Raw genomic sequence first — 16,857 nt, 5'->3', positions numbered from 1 at the left:
AAACGCGATGTTATGATGTATACCACACACCATAACACCGCGTTTTTAAATAGAATGCTAGCCAAATGCGATTAAGTGCGTGCTAGCATCGATTGCAGGGCAGTTGTTACTTCACTTCAATCCCTGCAGCCTGTAAATCAGCATGATAAGAAGAGCGCACTAATGGCCCTGATGCCGCTTGAGTAAAGCCCATTTTATCGGCTTCACGCTTAAACATGGCGAACTCATCGGGAGTTACGTAGCGAGCAACAGGAATGTGGTGCCGGCTCGGTTGCAGATATTGGCCAATCGTAAGCATATCTACATCGTGGCGGCGCAAATCTTCCATTACCTGTAATATTTCTTCATTTGTTTCGCCTAAACCTACCATCAAACCTGATTTCGTTCGTACATCCGGCCGGCGCTCTTTATAACGTTTTAGCAAATCTAAAGACCACTGATAGCTTGCGCCAGGGCGAGCGGCTTTGTACATGCGCGGAACGGTTTCGAGGTTATGGTTAAACACATCCGGTGCTTCGTTTTCAAGAATATCGAGAGCGATGTTCATGCGGCCACGGAAATCCGGTACTAGAACTTCCACTTTGATATTTGGGGTATGGGCACGAATTTCGCGAATACAATCGGCAAAATGTTGCGCGCCGCCATCGCGGAGATCATCGCGATCTACCGAGGTTACCACTACATAACTCACGCCCATATCATGAATGGTAATACCTAATTTTTTTGCTTCTTCAGGATCTGGTGGTAATGGCCGACCATGGGCAACATCACAGAATGGGCAGCGGCGGGTGCAAATTGCACCTAAAATCATAAAGGTAGCGGTACCATGATTAAAACACTCGGGTAGGTTAGGGCAGGAGGCCTCTTCACATACAGAGTGCAAACCATGTTTGCGCATTGCGGCTTTAATTTTATCAATCTTATCTGTAGTGCGCGGGAGTTTTACCTTCAACCATTCAGGCTTGCGCAACATTTGCTCGCGCTCGGTAGGTAACACCTGCACGGGAATAAGTGACATTTTGTCGGCGTCGCGAAGCTTTTCGCCTGCTGCGAGTTTTGCGGTTTTAATTGGCGTTGCTTGTTTAGACATCAGATTCTGGCAGCCCCGTAATTTCATGTAATTGAGTGTAGCTAAGTTCTTGAGCAAAATGGCTTACAACTAACTTAGCAGCTTCTTCAACGTTCTGTGGCCCATTATGCGCGCTAGTTTGGGTCATTACCATTCCGGCATAGCCGCACGGGTTGATGCGTAAAAACGGTGATAAATCCATGTTCACATTCAACGCCAGGCCATGAAATGAACAGCCTCGGCGAATGCGTAAGCCGAGTGAACATACTTTTTCTGCACCAATATACACACCTGGTGCATCGGCGCGTGGTGCCGCACTTACACCATATTCGGCAAGTACGTTTACAATAGTGTTTTCGATCGCTGTAACGAGCTGACGAACGCCTATTTTTCGGCGGCGGATATCAATTAGAAAATACACCACGAGTTGGCCAGGACCATGGTAGGTAACTTGGCCGCCTCGATCAACCGGAACCACGGGAATATCGCCAGGTGCTAGTAAATGCTCTGCTTTACCCGCTTGGCCTTGGGTGAAAACAGGCGGGTGCTCTACTACCCAGAGTTCATCGATTGCTTGCTCATCACGGTGATCCGTAAATGATTGCATCGCTTTCCACACCGGCTCATAAGCCATGTTATGAAGTTGGCGAATGTTCAGTTTTTCCATGCCCTAATTGGTTCCGTTGTGAGTGCTAGCGTTACAACACGTAACGCACATCATCAATAGCCGATAAACTACGATATAAGGTTTCTACGTGTTGTTTACTGGTAACAACCACGGAAACCGAAACTGAGTGGTAATTGCCTTTGCTTGAGGGGCGAACTTCAGGGCTATAATCGCCCGGCGCGTGTTGCTGCACCACAGCAATAATTTCGTCTGCTAAAGAGTTGCTAGCCACGCCCATCACACGAAAGGTAAAATCGCATGGGAAATCTAATAACTCATCAAACTTAGTGTTCATTGTACAACTCCTCAAGCGCAGTTTGGTCTACTTTGCCTGAATAAATCAATTAACATTTGTGTGATTGGGCCTACCTGGCCATTACCAATTTGGTGCTCATCTACATAAGCAACTGGCATGATTTCACGGGTTGAGCTACATAAAAAACATTCGTTTGCAGTATACAGCTCGGCAACCGAGAATGCTTTTTCATGCACCTCAATACCATGTTCACGCGCTAGCTTCAGCACATGCTCACGCGTAATGCCGGGCAAGATTAAGGCATCGTTTGGCGCGGTATAGAGTGCACCATCGCGTACCACAAAATAATTGCTTGAAGCCCCTTCAGTGATTCGCCCTGCGCGATGCAATATCGGTTCAACAGCCCCGAGTGCCTGGGCTTGTTGCTTCAACATGATATTGCCAAGTAAGCTCACACTTTTAATATCGCAACGTAGCCAACGAATATCTTCGAGCAAAGCAACTTTTACCGCATCTGCAACACCTACAGGTGGTGTAAATGGGCTTAACGTTGCCATTACTGTTGGCGCCAGGTTAGCACTGGGTAGGTGATTACGTGGAAACTCACTACCTCTGGTTATTTGGATGTACAACACCGAGTTTTCAAGAGGCTCGGTACTATTTAATTGTTCAATTATAGCACGCCAATCTGCGTGATTCAGCGTTTGTGGTATACCTACTTCTCGTAAACTTCGATCAAGCCGCTGCATATGCGCGGTAAATAAGAATGGCATACCGTTATAAATGGGTACTACTTCGTAAATGCCATCAGCAAATAAAAATCCCCGATCGAAAGCGGAGATTTTTGCTTGGCTATGGGGAATAATTTCCCCATTCAAATATACACTACTCATTCGTCACTGAAGCTCTGCTTAATGCTATCAATTATACGCTTGAAGAATCCACCTTGCGCTACCTCTTGTAGGGTAACCAATGGGAAGCTGGCGATATCTTCACCATCAAGGGTTAGATTTACTGTGCCCACAACCTGGCCGACAGAGAGAGGCGCTTCAAGGGTTTGATCAAGCTCAAAGTTGGCGCGTAGGTTTTGGCGTTGCCCACGTGGTAAAGTAACCACAACATCCGCCCCAGCCCCCAAAGAAATTTCGTCTACACTACCACCCCAAATGCGCTGGCTAGCAAGCGCTTCGCCTTCGGTGTAAGCGGTAATGGTTTCAAAGAAACGAAAGCCATAGTTGAGTAGCTTTTTTGTTTCTGCAGCGCGGGCTGCTTCACTTGCCGTACCCATCACAACAGTAATGAGGCGTGTATCACCTTCTGTGGCAGAGGTAACCAAGCTATAGCCTGATTCAGTGGTGAAACCAGTTTTCATGCCATCTACGTTTAGGCTGCGATCCCACAATAAAGAGTTACGGTTGTACTGGCGAATACCATTAAAAGTGAATTCGCGCTCTTGGTAAATTTCATACTCTGCCGGTACATCACGAATAAGCGCTTGTGCTAATACAGCCATATCGCGAGCTGTAGTGCGTTGATTATCCGCTGGTAAACCATGTGAGTTGGCAAATGTAGTATTGCTAAGGCCTAATTGATCGGCATATGCATTCATTAAATCTGCGAATGCTTCTTCGGTGCCAGCGATGTGTTCTGCCATAGCTACGCAGGCATCATTACCTGAGGCAATAATAATTCCGTAATTCAAATCACGAACTGAAACTTCACGGCCAACTTCGATAAACATTAGCGATGAGCCTGGAAAGTTACGTGCCCATGCGTTACGGCTAATTGTTACCATGTCGGTGTCACTAATATTGCCATTTTGCAGCTCAGTACCAATGATGTAGCTGGTCATGATTTTGGTTAAACTAGCAGGCCCATGCAGTTCATCCGCGTTTTCACTTGCAATAATGCGGCCTGTTGCGTAATCCATCATTACATACGCTCGGGCATTTACATTTGGCACCGGCGGCACCACCGATTGAGCGGCAGCAACTGAACTAAACAGTAAGATACCCACACTGGAAACTATAGAAGCAATTCGGCGGTATTTTGTCATTACAACAGGTCTCTTTGGTTAAACGGCATTAAAAAATAATTGAGCATTGCGAAATAGGCTCTACTAGAAAGAGCGCAGATTATAGCAAAAACTCCTACATTAGGGTTAATTGATTAGTTTGTAGCGGTAACTGGAACTCTAAATATTCCGTTAAAGCCATCAGCTTGTAAGCGGTTTATCCATTGCATGGTTTGTTGCTCATTAAAAGGGCCCAGTAGTAATCGATTCAGACCATTTTCAGCTTTAGTAGTTGCACTTAAAGCGTAATTTTCTTCTAAACGTTGTTTCAATGGCTGCAAATTAGCAATGTTTTGCGTGGCAGCAACTTGAATATACTGCAGGTTTTCTTGCACTTCGCTCTCGGCAATATACGGATACATTGCATTTTGTGCTGGCGTAATGGCTTCAATATGCACTTGCGCAGTTCCGCTTTGATCAATTCCCAAGGCATATGCCGCCGCGTAAGATAAATCGATAACGCGATCCGGATGGAAAGGGCCACGATCATTTACTCGCACCACAATCTCTTTGTTGTTGCTAAGATTGGTAACCCGAACCCAGCTTGGTAAGGGCAGTGTTTTGTGTGCAGCGGTAAGTGAGTACATATCGAAAAACTCGCCCATCGAGGTGCGATGGCCGTGAAATTTTTGCCCATACCAAGAGGCAATACCAGTTTCGCTGTAACCTTCACTGCTATCTTTAATGAAATACTGTACGCCATTAATTTGGTAGGGGAGATTACCAATGCGGCTCGGCGGTTCGAAGCGCGGCTCTAATTGGTGTAATTCGGCCGGAATAGGGGTTCTTGCTGGGGCGATATCTTGGGCAATACGGTAACGTTCCACGGAACTTGGTGTCGAGCTGCACGCAGCCATGGTTAGGCCTATCAGAAGTAGCCCTACAAGGCGCGCAGCGCGCCCTAAAGTAGAGGTTAAACGCAGAGATATAATTTCGTTTACAACCATCGGAGCGCTGCCTTTATTATTCTAGTTCATCATTTTACACGTAACGTTTATTCAGCGAATCGTGAAGCGAAACTAGCTCAACGATGTTCCCGTAATTGTTTCGCTAACTGTAACACAGCCATGGCATACAGCGGGCTATGGTTATAGCGCGTAATGGCGTAAAAGTTGGGTAAACCCACCCAATATGAAAATTCGCCGTTTGCTTCTTCAAAAGCAAACAGGCGTGCGCGCGTGTCATCGGGAAGCGCAGTAATAAAGTTCACGCCCACCTTCTTCAGATCAGCCACAGTATGGGTGAGTGTTTGGCCACGGCCACTAGTGAGCTCGGCTACAGGTGTATCACTACTAACCCAAGCGGGTATCGCAATCGGTTGGCTATGCTGCCAGCGGTGCTTGGCGAAATAATTTGCCACACTGCCAATAGCATCTACTACATTACCCATTAAATCGCGTACGCCATCATTATCAAAATCTACAGCATAATAGCGATAGCTAGAGGATATAAATTGCCCATACCCCATAGCACCTGCATAGGAACCTTTAATTTCAGTTGCTGGAATATTTTCTTCTTCGCTTAACTGAATGAATTGGCGCAGCTCATCGCGGAAGAAAGCTTGCCTAGGAGGGTAATGGAAACCTAGGGTATATAAGGCATCCAGCACCCGGTGGCGGCCCATAATCGTGCCATACGATGTTTCTACACCCATTATTGCAACAATGATTTCTTCTGGAACACCGTAAGTTGCACTGGCACGTTGTAGTGTTTCTTCATGTGCCTGCCAGAATGCAACACCATCTTGTAAGCGTTTCTCAGTGAGAAAAATTTTGTAATATTCATGCCAAGGCCGCGCTTCCCAAGGTCGGCTAATCGCATCAATAATTTCTTGCTGTTTTTGGGCATTGTGAAGTAGGGCTTCGGTGCGCTCGCGCGGGATATTATGTTCAGTTTCGAGCATTTCAATAAAGGCTTGTTCTTCTTCAGGCCATGTATCTGCTTGCGCCGTGGTAAGCCCAAGAGTTGCTGCGAAGAAAAGATTAACAACGCTGATAGCACCTAACTTTGTCATGAATCGCTGCATAAAAAATTACTTCCTTAAGATGTTGTTAACTTGATTGGCTGATTACTAAACGCCTATGGGTTGCAATGCCCATTAATATACCAAAGCCCGCCATCATGGTTACCATCGAGGTGCCACCATAGCTAATTAACGGCAGCGGCACACCAACTACAGGTAAAATACCGGATACCATGCCAATATTTACCAGCACATAAATGAAGAACGTAAGAGTAATACTGCCGCCGAGCAAGCGTTTAAAGTTACTTTGGGCGCGCATAGAAATTAGCATGCCACGAAAAATAACAAACCCATAAAGTGCTAGTAGGGCAATAACTCCTACAAAACCAAATTCTTCACTAAATACTGAGAAAATAAAATCAGTATGGCGTTCGGGTAAAAACTCTAACTGAGATTGAGTGCCTTGTAACCAACCTTTACCTTCAACCCCACCAGAGCCAATGGCAATTTTTGATTGAATAATGTGATAACCAGAACCGAGAGGATCGGTTTCCGGATTTAAAAAGGTAAGTATTCGTTGCCGCTGGTAATCACGGAGTAAGAAAAACCAAAACAATGGTAACGATGCAGCAGCAGTAACACCGCCGGCAAGAATAAGGCGCCAACTAATACCCGCCAAAAACAGGACAAAGATTCCTGAGCTTGCCACTAAAACCGAAGTGCCTAAATCGGGTTGGCGCGCAATTAACAGAGTAGGTAAAAGTACTATAAGTAAGCCCATGAATACACTAGAGAAGCGAATTGGCAATGGAACTTTTGAACAATACCAGGCAACCATCATAGGTACCGCAAGCTTCATGATTTCAGAGGGTTGAATACGGGTAACGCCAATATCTAACCACCGTTGCGCGCCTTTCCCGCTAACACCAAAAAACATTACTGCTACCAGCATTAATACGCCAATAACATACAGCGGAAATGCATAGGTTCGAAAAATATCGGGTGCTAATTGGGCTACCACGAAGAGCACCACAAAGGATACGCCCATGCGAATGGCTTGTCGTTGTACCAAGCCAATATCTTGGCCTCCAGCACTATAAATTACCACTAAGCTAACGGCACATAAGGCAATAAGCCCGAGCATTAATGGGCCATCGAGATGTAGCTTGGCGAGCCAAGGGTTACGCTGACGTTCTTCAGTTGTCTGCATGTTCTCTCTCGCTTCTAATAGTGGCTAATATTTCCTGCTTTGTTTGTTCGCCTGCGAAGTAATAATCCATGATCGCCCGTGAAACTGGTGCTGCATTGCGGCCACCGCCACCCACGTTTTCGATGGCTAACGCTATTACGATTTCTGGGTTTTCAGCAGGGGCAAAACCAATATAGGTGGCGTTATCACGAAAACGCTCGGCAACGTCTTCGATATCAGGACGCTCGTCGGTTTCATCGCTTAATGCTACTACTTGTGCAGTACCGGTTTTGCCGGCTGATGTATAGGTACTATTCAAGAAAGCGGTGCGCGCGGTACCACGAATATTGGTAATAGTGCGTGCCATAGAATTCTTGATTGTTTGCCAATGTTGGGGATTACTCAGTTCTATTGGTAAATCTTCAATCGGTTCAACCAAGGTAAAGATACCTTGTTGTTCTGTGCCACGAATTAACCGAGGTGTTAAACGCCGCCCCTTAGTAGCAATAATATTGGTGGATGTTGCTAACTGTAAAGGGGTTACCGTCCAAAAGCTTTGGCCGATACCTACCGAGAGGGTTTCGCCCTGATACCAAGGTTCATTAAAGCGCGCGCGCTTCCAGCCGCGATCTGGCATTAACGCGGTGCTTTCTTCGTGGATATCGATACCTGTGCGCTTACCAAAGCCCATTTCACCCATAAAACTAGAAATCTTATCGATACCGAGTGTATGGGATAAATCGTAGAAGTAGGTATTACATGATTCGGCGATAGCCTCGTTAATGGTTACCCACCCATGCCCGTGTGGACGCCAATCGCGGAAACGACGCTCTACTCCATCAAGCTTGTACCAACCGGGATCCCAAATTCTACTCTCTGCGGTAATTTCACCCTCATGTAAACCAAGAATACCGAGGTGCGGCTTAATGGTAGATGCCGGTGGATAGCGCCCCTGAGTGGCGCGATTAATAAGAGGGTTGGCAGGATTGTTGAGTAGGGCGCGATATTCACCCGTAGATATTCCGCCCACAAAGAGATTGGGATCGTAACCAGGATTAGAATAGAGGGCCAAAACGCCACCAGTTTGGCTATCAAGTACTACAATCGCACCACGGCGGTTGCGTAGTTGGTGGCGCGCTACTTCTTGTAAGCCAACATCAAGCTCTAAGTGAATATCACTACCTGGTGTGGGCGGATTAAATTCTAACGTACGTACAACTCTACCGCGGTTATTTACTTCCACAGTTTGGTAGCCTACTTGGCCATGTAACATATCCTCGTAATAGCGTTCTATGCCCTGCTTACCAATGGTTCGGGTAGCTGCATATTGCGCATATCGTTCTTGCTCACGCAGCCGCACCACATCTTGTTGATTAATTCTGCCTACATAGCCAAGCGCATGAGTAAATAGATCGCGATGCGGATAAAAGCGTTGTAAACGGCCTTCGATGTTAATGCCTGGATATTGATGCTGTAACGATGCGAACCGTGCTACTTGGTTTTCATTCAAGTTATCGAAAAAGGTTATTTGTGGAAATCGGCGTGGCTGATACAAGCGTTGGTAAAATTGCTCAATTGCTTCTTCAGGTAGTTCGAGCAAAGCCACTAATTGTTCCAGAGTAAAGCGTAAATCCTGCACTTCTTGAGGGCTGATTTCTAAACTATAAACGGGTGTATTATCGGCGAGAAGAATGCCGTTACGATCATAAATTAAGCCGCGATTTGGTGGTACTGGCAGTACCATAATGCGATTGCTGTTGGAGCGAGTTTGAAATTCTTGAAAGCTAGTAACTTGGAGTTTGTAGAGATTACTAAGCAGTAATGTAAATACAACGCCCACTACCACTAAACTAACAATAGCACGGTGCCCAAACAACGCTGTTTCAGCTTGATGATTTCGAATAGGAACGCGCTTTCTCATAATTTTTATTCGCGATGGTAAGGGTGATTACTAAGTAAACTCCATGCCCTAAATAGGGCTTCTGCAATAACAACACGAACGAGCGGGTGTGGCAAGGTTAACGGTGATAAAGACCAGCGTTCATCTGCACGAGCTTGGCACTCGAGCGAGAGACCCTCGGGGCCACCCACTAGAAATGCAACATCACGGCCATCTAATTGCCATTGCTGCATGCGCTGCGCTAGTTTGTGGGTATCCCAAGGTTTACCATTTACTTCTAAGGTAACTACGTGAGTGGGGCCTTTTAAGGCGGCGAGCATTTTCTCGCCTTCTTGTTGCGTGAGCTTGCTAATGTCGGCTTTTTTACCGCGTTTACCTGCAGTAATTTCAACTAATTCGAGTGGTAGTTCGGGTGGCATGCGCTTCGCATACTCTTGATAGCCAGTAGCTACCCAACTGGGCATTTTGCTACCTACTGCAATCAATTGCATCCGCATAACGGCTGTTTAACCCCAGAGCTGTTCGAGTTGATAAAAATCGCGCGTGGAATCTTGCATCACATGTGCAACTACCGGGCCGAAATCTACCAAAACCCATTCGCCATCTAACTCGCCTTCAATACCTAATGGTACTTCGCCCGCATGCTTTCCTTCAATCGCCACGTGCTTGGCAATACTGCGAACATGGGTTTTTGAGTTGCCTGAGCAAATGACCAAAAAATCACTTACATCGGTTTTCTTACGGACATCAATTACTTGAATATCTCTACCCTTTAAATCTTCAATTTTAGCTACAACAAAATCACGTAATTGTTCAGTTTGCAACGCTCGGTTACTCCTATAGAAATCGTTAACGGCGGAAGTGTACCACGAGAAAGGCGTTTCGTGCAGTAGTGGCTAGCAGTAAAGGTTGTGTTTGCAAATGTAATGCCACACTGGCTCAGGCAATAATTCAGGTTTGCTTGTCCGATCGCGTAAGCGATCTCGTAATTCGCTGGCAGAAATATTAATCGGCTCAACATCGGCAATGAAGATTTTCCCCACCCCTGTTTGCATGTTCTTAGCTTCAGCTTGGCGGCTCTGCAATAGCGCTTTTACATCAGTACTGGCATCACTAAGTGAATAACCTGGGCGTGGCAGCACAATGAAATGGGCATAACTAAATAAACGTTCCCAATGTTCCCAACTAGGTAGGTTCAATAAACTATCCATACCAATAATAAAGTATAAGGTAGCGTTCGCGCAGCTGGCATGAAAGTGTTTTAGCGTAGGAAGTGTGCGGGAAGGTAATCCTTGGCGCAGCTCCCAATCATTTACCACAAACCGATCATCGAGAGTTGCAGCAGCCTCTAACATCGCCAAGCGATGGGTTTCTAAAGCCTCGGGTTGTTGCCTATGAGGAGGTAAACATGTGGGTAATAAGTGAATGCAATCGAAGTGGAAATGCTCAGCTACTTGCTGAACCGGTTTAATATGGCCCCAATGCACTGGATCAAAGGTTCCACCAAGAATTGCAATTTGTCGGGTGGTTACTGGCATCAGTTACACGCTCTCGTTTAATGGAATGTGCTGCAGTGGATTATTAACAGCGAAATTCACCGCTTCCAGCGCACCTAAACCGCTATGCTCAGGAAAAAATAACAAGCCAATATGGCAAGCTAGAGTTTTCGGGCATTCTTTACTATCTCGTTTTAACGCATATTCAAGGCGTTCTAACAAATGAATGCGTGCCGCGCTGCGTGGGGCACTATCTGTTTGTGCAAGCCGCAAATATGCATCTTGTTGAGATTGCCAAATATTCTCAGCCGACCAAATTGGTTGCAAGCTTTGCTGCTGGCGTTTGGCTTGGCGAATATTGGCGAGTGCGAAATGTAAGCGTTGTAGCACCCAATGAATTAATACAGGTTCGCTGCCGGTTTCAAACAAACGTTGTAAACAATGCATGAACTCTTGGGAGCGTTGCTGCACAATAGCTTCCCGTAACGAAAATACATCGAAACGGCTGCTATCATGGTTGGCATTGCGCACTTCCTCTAAGCTAATCGTTACCGCAGTGGGTTGTTTGGTTTCGTTGGCGGCACTAGGGCAATGCAACAAGCTAAGCTTTTGTAGAGCTTGGTTTAATGCCAGTAAATTACCTTCATACCAATCGCATAATTGTTGCACCGCATCGGGGGCTAGATGCAACCCCATAGCATTCGCACGTTGTACAACAAATTTTGGTAGGTGTTGGCGGTTCGGCCGATATATGGGTACAAACACGCCGTTTTTTACGAGTGCTTTAAACCATTTACTGTTTTGTTGATCTTTGCGCAGGTTAGGGCCAAACAATAACAGCAGCTGGTCGCTTGTTTGCGTATTGGCATATTCAGCTAAAGCTTGGCTACCATCACGGCCAGGCTTGGCATCCGGTAGCTCAAGCTCAATAACTTGTTGTTCGGTGAACAATGATAGGGTTTGGCTGGCAGTGAAGAGGGCATCCCAACTAAACTCCTTGTCTTGGGTAAATCGCTGGCGCTCACTAAACCCTTGTGCCCGAGCTGCTTGGCGAATCTGATCACAGCACTCAGCCACCAAAAAGGGCTCGTCACCAAATACTAAATATATCGGCGCGAGCTTCTCCTGCAGGTGCGAACTTAAACGTTCAGGATAGAGCTGCATGATTCACTCCTAGCCGTTATTGGCTTGGTCGAGGGTGAATTGATTCAGTAATAATAGTAATCGATGTGCAGCATCATTGCGCATTTCAGTTACCAAAAGCTCGAGTTCACGAGTTTTCGCAAGGGCAAAGTTTGGATCATCTTGGTAATCACGCAAAATTTGAATGGTGTGGTGAGAACTATCACCATTCGCTGCGGTAAATGTAACGGGTAGCACGTAAATGAGTTCGTATTCCGCAACCTGGCCTGAGGTAAGCATTGAAAGAATGCGCCGATCAAAGCGATCTGGATGCAGTTGAACATGAATAATATTAGCCCCTTGGCTTACCACATTTACGTTCCGTTGCGTAAGCACTTCATTTACTAAAGTAGCTATTTCACTGCGTGTTGGCGCTTCTAACGATACGGCATCAAGTTGCGGAGCTAACTGATAGTTACCGCGCAGCTGAAAACTACAGGCAGTTAACAACAATAAGGCCGCTGCAAGCAGCAGGCCTTGTTGCATGGCGCGCATATTAACTAACAACGATGTTAACCAATTTGCCAGGAACATAGATTACCTTACGCACAGTTGCTGCATCGGTGTACTTTTTAACGTGTTCATCGGCCAGCGCAATTTTCTCAATGCTTTCTTTGTTGATATCCGCTGGTACGGTAATTTTCGCCCGTACTTTGCCATTCACTTGCACGATAATCAATTTCTCATCTTCTACTAAAGCGGTGCTATCAACTGCTGGCCATTGGCTGAAATTGATATCTGTGCTGTGCCCCAGTGCATGCCACATACGCTCACAAATGTGTGGCGTGATAGGCGAAAGCATTAGCGTTACTGCAGTTAATGCTTCTTGCATGATGGCTTTATCTTCATCTGCCGTTAGCGGTGCTTTTTGCAAATGATTGGTAAGCTCCATAATGGCGGCAATAGCGGTATTAAAGTTTTGCCGGCGGCCCATATCATCACTTACTTTCGCGATGGTGCGATGCAGCTCACGGCGCAACGCTTTTTGCGCGCCAGAAAGATGAGTTGGGGTAGGGTAAGTGCCCGCAAAATCTTGGAAATCGTATACTAGTTTCCATACCCGCTTCAAGAATCGATGCGCGCCTTCCACACCGGAATCAGACCACTCTAGGGTTAACTCAGGCGGCGCTGCAAACATCATAAACAAGCGCACCGTATCGGCACCGTATTTATCCACCATAATCTGCGGATCAATACCGTTGTTCTTGGATTTCGACATTTTGCTGATGCCAGCATGCTGTACCGGTTGGCCATCATGCTTATAAATTGCCCGCACCACATCGCCTTTTTCGTTGCGGCTGATTTCTACATCTACTGGTGAGTACCAGGTTTTCGCGCCATTTTTGTCTTCACGATAATAGCTATCGGCTAACACCATACCTTGGCACAACAAGCGCTTAAATGGCTCATCTGAACTCACAAGGCCAGTATCGCGCATTAGTTTATGGAAAAAGCGCGAGTAAAGTAGATGTAGAATCGCGTGCTCAATACCCCCAATATACTGATCTACAGGTAGCCAGTAGTTTGCTTTCTCTGGGTCGAGCATGCCGGTGTCATGGCGCGGCGAACAATAGCGTGCGTAATACCAGCTCGATTCCATGAAGGTATCGAAAGTATCAGTTTCGTGCTCTGCCGGCATGCCATTGAAGGTAGTTTTTCGCCATTCTGGATCGTCTTTAATGGGCGAGGTAACGCCATCCATTACTACGTTTTCAGGCAGCCTTACTGGTAGCTCAGATTCCGGAACGGCAGCTGATTCACCATTTGCTAAATTCAGCATTGGAATTGGCGTGCCCCAGTAACGTTGGCGCGATACACCCCAATCGCGCAAGCGATAGTTCACTTGGCGTTCACCAATACCCATATTCTCTAGTTTGTTAGCAATGGCATCGAAGCCTTCTGCAAAACTCAAGCCGCTGAACGCACCTGAATTAACTAAGGAGCCTTTTTCAATTAACGCGCCTTGGCTATAATCATGCTCGCCTTCAGCTGCGGCAATTACTGGCTGAATTGGCAAGCCATAGGTGGTGGCAAATTCAAAATCACGTTGATCATGAGCAGGCACTGCCATTACCGCACCGGTGCCATAATCCATTAATACAAAGTTAGCTACCCACACTGGCACAGATTCGCCAGTTAGCGGGTGTTTGGCCGAAAAGCCGGTAGGAATACCACGTTTTTCCATAGTTGCTAATTCGGCTTCAGCAACTTTTTGTTGCTTACAGCTATCTACGAAAGCTGCCACTTGCGGATTTTGCGCAGCTGCTTTTTGCGCCAATGGATGCTGGGCAGCAACCGCCATATAAGTAACACCGTAAAAGGTATCTGGGCGCGTGGTGTATACACTGAGCGCCATTTCGAATTGTTCCACTTGGAAAGTGATTTGCACACCCTCAGAACGGCCAATCCAATTGCGCTGCATCGCTTTTACTTGTTCAGGCCAGCCATCGAGCTGATCGAGATCACTCAGCAACTCTTCTGCATAGGCGGTAATCTTCACAAACCATTGGGGAATTTCTTTTTGTTCTACTAAAGCACCAGAACGCCAGCCTCTGCCATCAATAACTTGTTCATTGGCTAACACGGTTTGATCAATAGGATCCCAGTTCACAGTCGAGTTTTTCTTATATACCAAGCCTTTTTCATACAGCTTGGTGAAGAACCACTGTTCCCAGCGATAGTACTCGGGGTGGCAGGTTGCTATTTCGCGGTTCCAATCATAGCCAAAGCCAAGCGCTTTCAGCTGATTGCGCATGTCACCGATATTTTCGTAGGTCCATTTTGCTGGCGCTGATTTATTCTGAATGGCTGCATTTTCAGCCGGTAATCCAAACGCATCCCAGCCAATTGGATGGAGCACATTTTTACCATGCAGGCGCTGATATCGAGAAACCACGTCACTCAAAGTATAATTGCGCACATGGCCCATGTGCAGCTTGCCGCTCGGATATGGAAACATAGAAAGGCAGTAAAACTTCTCTTTGCTTTCATCTTCCGTTACCGCGAATACCTGATCTTGATCCCAACGTTGTTGAACTTCTGTTTCAAGCACGGTGGGTTGATATTGTTCCTCAATTCTTTGCGTCATGTATCGTACTACCCGTTACCTAATGGCTGTTACTCATGATTATTTTAAAAATTGCACATACTAAGGATTGCGAAAGCCAAAATTAGGCATTAAAAATCATCGCCAACCACATCACTAATGCAATCACAATACCGGCTACGCCGAAGAAAATGGCTTCAATTCTGCCACGCAGTTTATCTTCGTTGTTACTATCTGTTACTGGTGGTAATAGCGCAACAATAATACTGGCGATGCCTAAGCCTGCAGAAGCAACGAGTACAGTAAATAAAATGGCGTCAAATAAATTGCCCATAAGAGTTTCCTTTTGCTAAATAACGAGAGGGCTGCGTTTAGCCCTCAAGTGTATAGTTTTTACATTAAATTGACTACGCTAAGCGCGGTTTTTTGCGCGGTTTTTCGCGGTTGGTAAGCGCAAGCTTACTAAGCTTGCAACGAATGCGATTAACCAAGCAAATAAATCACCAAAGCGCGCAAAGTACGTTGTGCCTGCAACTAGCATTACTCGCGTACTGGCAACCCCTGTGGTGAACTGGGGTAAGCGAACCAATGTGTTACCCATTTCGTCAAATACACCCGTAATGCCATTATTGGTGGCACGCAATATAGGCCTACCTAACTCCCGAGCTCGCATTTTTGCGATCTCAAGGTGTTGATGGGGGCCATGTGAATTACCAAACCAACTATCATTGCTAATAGTTAACAGCAACTGCGTATCGGTATTGAAGTTCGCTCTAATTTGCCGAGAAAAAGCCACTTCATAGCAAATGTTTGCCGCTATATTTACGCCGTTGGCATCCAAGTTTGGCTGCACTGCAGCCCCCCTAGTAAAAGACGACATCGGTAAGTTAAATAAAGGTGCTAATGGCCGTAACAGCGATTCAAACGGAACAAACTCACCAATGGGTAGTAATTGATGCTTTTGATAACGATTGTTGTGGCCATAAAACCATGAGCTACCAGATTGCTCACCAAGTACGATCATACTGTTATAAAAGGCATCTTCGCTGCGATCCAGATCAATAATTCCACTAATAAGCGTGCTACCAGCGGCAAGCAAACGCGCATCTAGATTTGCCAAATGATGCTGTGCTAGTGGCTCAATATAGGTAATGGCAGATTCCGGCCAAATAATTAAATCGTGATTATAATAGGGCTCGGTAAGCTCTAAGTAAGCTTGTAGGTTTGGCCATTGCTGTTCAGCGTTCCATTTTAAATCTTGCTTAATATTTCCCTGAACTAATGCCACCTGCAAAGTTTCGCCACTTGCTTGCATTGGGTTTAACCGCGGTGCATACCAAGCTAAAGCGAAAATAATTAAGGAAATAAACAGCCACTCGAAACGTTTTCGTAAGAACAGCATGGCGATACTGATGGCAATTAATAATAAGGCAACGCTAATACCGAGCTCGCCAATGTGCGGCGCCAAGTTGCCAAGTGTAAACGAGGTATGGGCATAGCCGATACTAAGCCATGGAAAACCAGTAAACAGCCAGCCCCGCAAAAATTCCGTAACCAACCAAATCACTGGTAATAAAAACAGGCTGTAGCCGTTGGTGTACCGGCGTAAACGAAACCATAGCCAACCGGCTAACGCAGGGAATAGGGCTAAATATGCGCACAGTAGTACCATCAATAATAAGGAAACAGGCAGCGGTACACCGCCGAATTGGTCAATACTTACGAACACCCAACTAATACCAGTGCCAAACCAGCCAAAGGCGAACCACCAACTGGTAAAAGCTGCCTCTTTACCGGTTTTGCTACGCACCAAAGCGAGCAGCCACAAAGCTAATAGAATAGGTACTAACCAAGCTTGTTGAAACGGTGCATAAGCAAATAGCATGGCTGCACCGCACAGCAGCATAAAGCCATGGCGCCACTTGGCAACGGTAAAGAAAGGTTTGGTTTTAAGCACCGCAACTACAGCAGCATTAAATTGCTGAATTATCATTAACTGCCTTCTCCATCGCCGT

At 46.0% G+C, this 16,857-nt stretch carries 17 protein-coding genes; all 17 read right to left on the bottom strand.

The window, feature by feature from the left end:
* Positions 1-106 precede the first annotated feature (106 nt).
* The 17 genes from lipA to lnt all read right to left on the bottom strand — a co-directional run bounded on the left by lipA (position 107) and on the right by lnt (position 16,835).
* Positions 107-1,090, bottom strand: coding sequence for a lipoyl synthase (gene lipA / locus ACNA7P_RS07085; protein WP_416257923.1), 984 nt, complete (start codon positions 1,088-1,090; stop codon positions 107-109).
* On the bottom strand, positions 1,083-1,736 hold the full coding sequence (gene lipB / locus ACNA7P_RS07080; RefSeq protein WP_416257922.1) for a lipoyl(octanoyl) transferase LipB: 654 nt from the start codon (positions 1,734-1,736) through the stop codon (positions 1,083-1,085). The genes lipA and lipB overlap by 8 nt, the downstream gene beginning before the upstream one ends.
* A 31-nt stretch (positions 1,737-1,767) precedes the next feature.
* Positions 1,768-2,031 (bottom strand): DUF493 family protein YbeD, encoded by a 264-nt coding sequence (ybeD, locus tag ACNA7P_RS07075; protein ID WP_416257921.1) that lies wholly within the window; start codon positions 2,029-2,031, stop codon positions 1,768-1,770.
* Between the two features lie 11 nt (positions 2,032-2,042).
* Positions 2,043-2,885, bottom strand: coding sequence for a D-amino acid aminotransferase (locus tag ACNA7P_RS07070; protein ID WP_416257920.1), 843 nt, complete (start codon positions 2,883-2,885; stop codon positions 2,043-2,045).
* Positions 2,882-4,048, bottom strand: a complete 1,167-nt coding sequence (locus ACNA7P_RS07065) for a serine hydrolase (protein ID WP_416257919.1) — start codon at positions 4,046-4,048, stop codon at positions 2,882-2,884. Before ACNA7P_RS07065 ends, ACNA7P_RS07070 begins: the two co-directional genes overlap by 4 nt.
* Positions 4,049-4,161: 113 nt before the next feature.
* Positions 4,162-5,013: a septal ring lytic transglycosylase RlpA family protein gene (locus ACNA7P_RS07060; RefSeq protein ID WP_416257918.1), complete on the bottom strand. Its 852-nt coding sequence runs from the start codon at positions 5,011-5,013 to the stop codon at positions 4,162-4,164.
* Between the two features lie 77 nt (positions 5,014-5,090).
* Positions 5,091-6,080 (bottom strand): lytic murein transglycosylase B, encoded by a 990-nt coding sequence (gene mltB / locus ACNA7P_RS07055; protein ID WP_416257917.1) that lies wholly within the window; start codon positions 6,078-6,080, stop codon positions 5,091-5,093.
* Between the two features lie 37 nt (positions 6,081-6,117).
* Positions 6,118-7,239, bottom strand: coding sequence for a rod shape-determining protein RodA (rodA, locus tag ACNA7P_RS07050; RefSeq protein WP_416257916.1), 1,122 nt, complete (start codon positions 7,237-7,239; stop codon positions 6,118-6,120).
* Positions 7,226-9,139, bottom strand: coding sequence for a penicillin-binding protein 2 (gene mrdA / locus ACNA7P_RS07045; RefSeq protein ID WP_416257915.1), 1,914 nt, complete (start codon positions 9,137-9,139; stop codon positions 7,226-7,228). Before mrdA ends, rodA begins: the two co-directional genes overlap by 14 nt.
* A gap of 5 nt (positions 9,140-9,144) precedes the next feature.
* Positions 9,145-9,615 carry a 23S rRNA (pseudouridine(1915)-N(3))-methyltransferase RlmH gene (gene rlmH / locus ACNA7P_RS07040; RefSeq protein ID WP_416257914.1) on the bottom strand — a complete coding sequence of 157 codons (471 nt, stop codon included), beginning with the start codon at positions 9,613-9,615 and terminating at the stop codon, positions 9,145-9,147.
* A 9-nt stretch (positions 9,616-9,624) separates the two neighbouring features.
* Positions 9,625-9,942: a ribosome silencing factor gene (gene rsfS, locus ACNA7P_RS07035; RefSeq protein ID WP_416257913.1), complete on the bottom strand. Its 318-nt coding sequence runs from the start codon at positions 9,940-9,942 to the stop codon at positions 9,625-9,627.
* A gap of 72 nt (positions 9,943-10,014) precedes the next feature.
* Positions 10,015-10,656 carry a nicotinate-nucleotide adenylyltransferase gene (gene nadD, locus ACNA7P_RS07030; RefSeq protein ID WP_416257912.1) on the bottom strand — a complete coding sequence of 214 codons (642 nt, stop codon included), beginning with the start codon at positions 10,654-10,656 and terminating at the stop codon, positions 10,015-10,017.
* 3 nt (positions 10,657-10,659) lie between these two features.
* A complete protein-coding gene (gene holA / locus ACNA7P_RS07025) occupies positions 10,660-11,778 on the bottom strand; it encodes a DNA polymerase III subunit delta (protein WP_416257911.1) in 1,119 nt (372 codons plus the stop codon).
* Between the two features lie 9 nt (positions 11,779-11,787).
* Positions 11,788-12,330, bottom strand: a complete 543-nt coding sequence (lptE, locus tag ACNA7P_RS07020) for an LPS assembly lipoprotein LptE (protein WP_416257910.1) — start codon at positions 12,328-12,330, stop codon at positions 11,788-11,790.
* Entirely contained in the window at positions 12,293-14,872 is a 2,580-nt protein-coding gene (gene leuS / locus ACNA7P_RS07015; RefSeq protein WP_416257932.1) for a leucine--tRNA ligase, read from the bottom strand. Before leuS ends, lptE begins: the two co-directional genes overlap by 38 nt.
* 94 nt (positions 14,873-14,966) lie before the next feature.
* Positions 14,967-15,176 (bottom strand): hypothetical protein, encoded by a 210-nt coding sequence (locus ACNA7P_RS07010; protein WP_416257909.1) that lies wholly within the window; start codon positions 15,174-15,176, stop codon positions 14,967-14,969.
* Between the two features lie 78 nt (positions 15,177-15,254).
* Positions 15,255-16,835 (bottom strand): apolipoprotein N-acyltransferase, encoded by a 1,581-nt coding sequence (lnt, locus tag ACNA7P_RS07005; RefSeq protein WP_416257908.1) that lies wholly within the window; start codon positions 16,833-16,835, stop codon positions 15,255-15,257.
* Positions 16,836-16,857 lie beyond the last annotated feature (22 nt).

It is taken from the genome of Aliidiomarina sp., from assembly GCF_047920995.1.
GTDB lineage: Bacteria > Pseudomonadota > Gammaproteobacteria > Enterobacterales > Alteromonadaceae > Aliidiomarina.
Note: the sequence above shows the minus strand (reverse complement) of the source record. Positions and strands in the feature narration are given on the sequence as shown.

Excerpts from the sequence above, each read along its gene's own strand:
- mltB (WP_416257917.1), bottom strand. The coding sequence starts at position 6,080 with ATGACAAAGTTAGGTGCTATCAGCGTTGTTAATCTTTTCTTCGCAGCA.
- ACNA7P_RS07010 (WP_416257909.1), bottom strand. The coding sequence starts at position 15,176 with ATGGGCAATTTATTTGACGCCATTTTATTTACTGTACTCGTTGCTTCT.
- lptE (WP_416257910.1), bottom strand. The coding sequence starts at position 12,330 with ATGTTCCTGGCAAATTGGTTAACATCGTTGTTAGTTAATATGCGCGCC.
- ACNA7P_RS07060 (WP_416257918.1), bottom strand. The coding sequence starts at position 5,013 with ATGGTTGTAAACGAAATTATATCTCTGCGTTTAACCTCTACTTTAGGG.
- nadD (WP_416257912.1), bottom strand. The coding sequence starts at position 10,656 with ATGCCAGTAACCACCCGACAAATTGCAATTCTTGGTGGAACCTTTGAT.
- rlmH (WP_416257914.1), bottom strand. The coding sequence starts at position 9,615 with ATGCGGATGCAATTGATTGCAGTAGGTAGCAAAATGCCCAGTTGGGTA.
- ACNA7P_RS07065 (WP_416257919.1), bottom strand. The coding sequence starts at position 4,048 with ATGACAAAATACCGCCGAATTGCTTCTATAGTTTCCAGTGTGGGTATC.
- ACNA7P_RS07070 (WP_416257920.1), bottom strand. The coding sequence starts at position 2,885 with ATGAGTAGTGTATATTTGAATGGGGAAATTATTCCCCATAGCCAAGCA.
- ybeD (WP_416257921.1), bottom strand. The coding sequence starts at position 2,031 with ATGAACACTAAGTTTGATGAGTTATTAGATTTCCCATGCGATTTTACC.
- mrdA (WP_416257915.1), bottom strand. The coding sequence starts at position 9,139 with ATGAGAAAGCGCGTTCCTATTCGAAATCATCAAGCTGAAACAGCGTTG.
- lipA (WP_416257923.1), bottom strand. The coding sequence starts at position 1,090 with ATGTCTAAACAAGCAACGCCAATTAAAACCGCAAAACTCGCAGCAGGC.
- lnt (WP_416257908.1), bottom strand. The coding sequence starts at position 16,835 with ATGATAATTCAGCAATTTAATGCTGCTGTAGTTGCGGTGCTTAAAACC.
- holA (WP_416257911.1), bottom strand. The coding sequence starts at position 11,778 with ATGCAGCTCTATCCTGAACGTTTAAGTTCGCACCTGCAGGAGAAGCTC.
- lipB (WP_416257922.1), bottom strand. The coding sequence starts at position 1,736 with ATGGAAAAACTGAACATTCGCCAACTTCATAACATGGCTTATGAGCCG.
- rodA (WP_416257916.1), bottom strand. The coding sequence starts at position 7,239 with ATGCAGACAACTGAAGAACGTCAGCGTAACCCTTGGCTCGCCAAGCTA.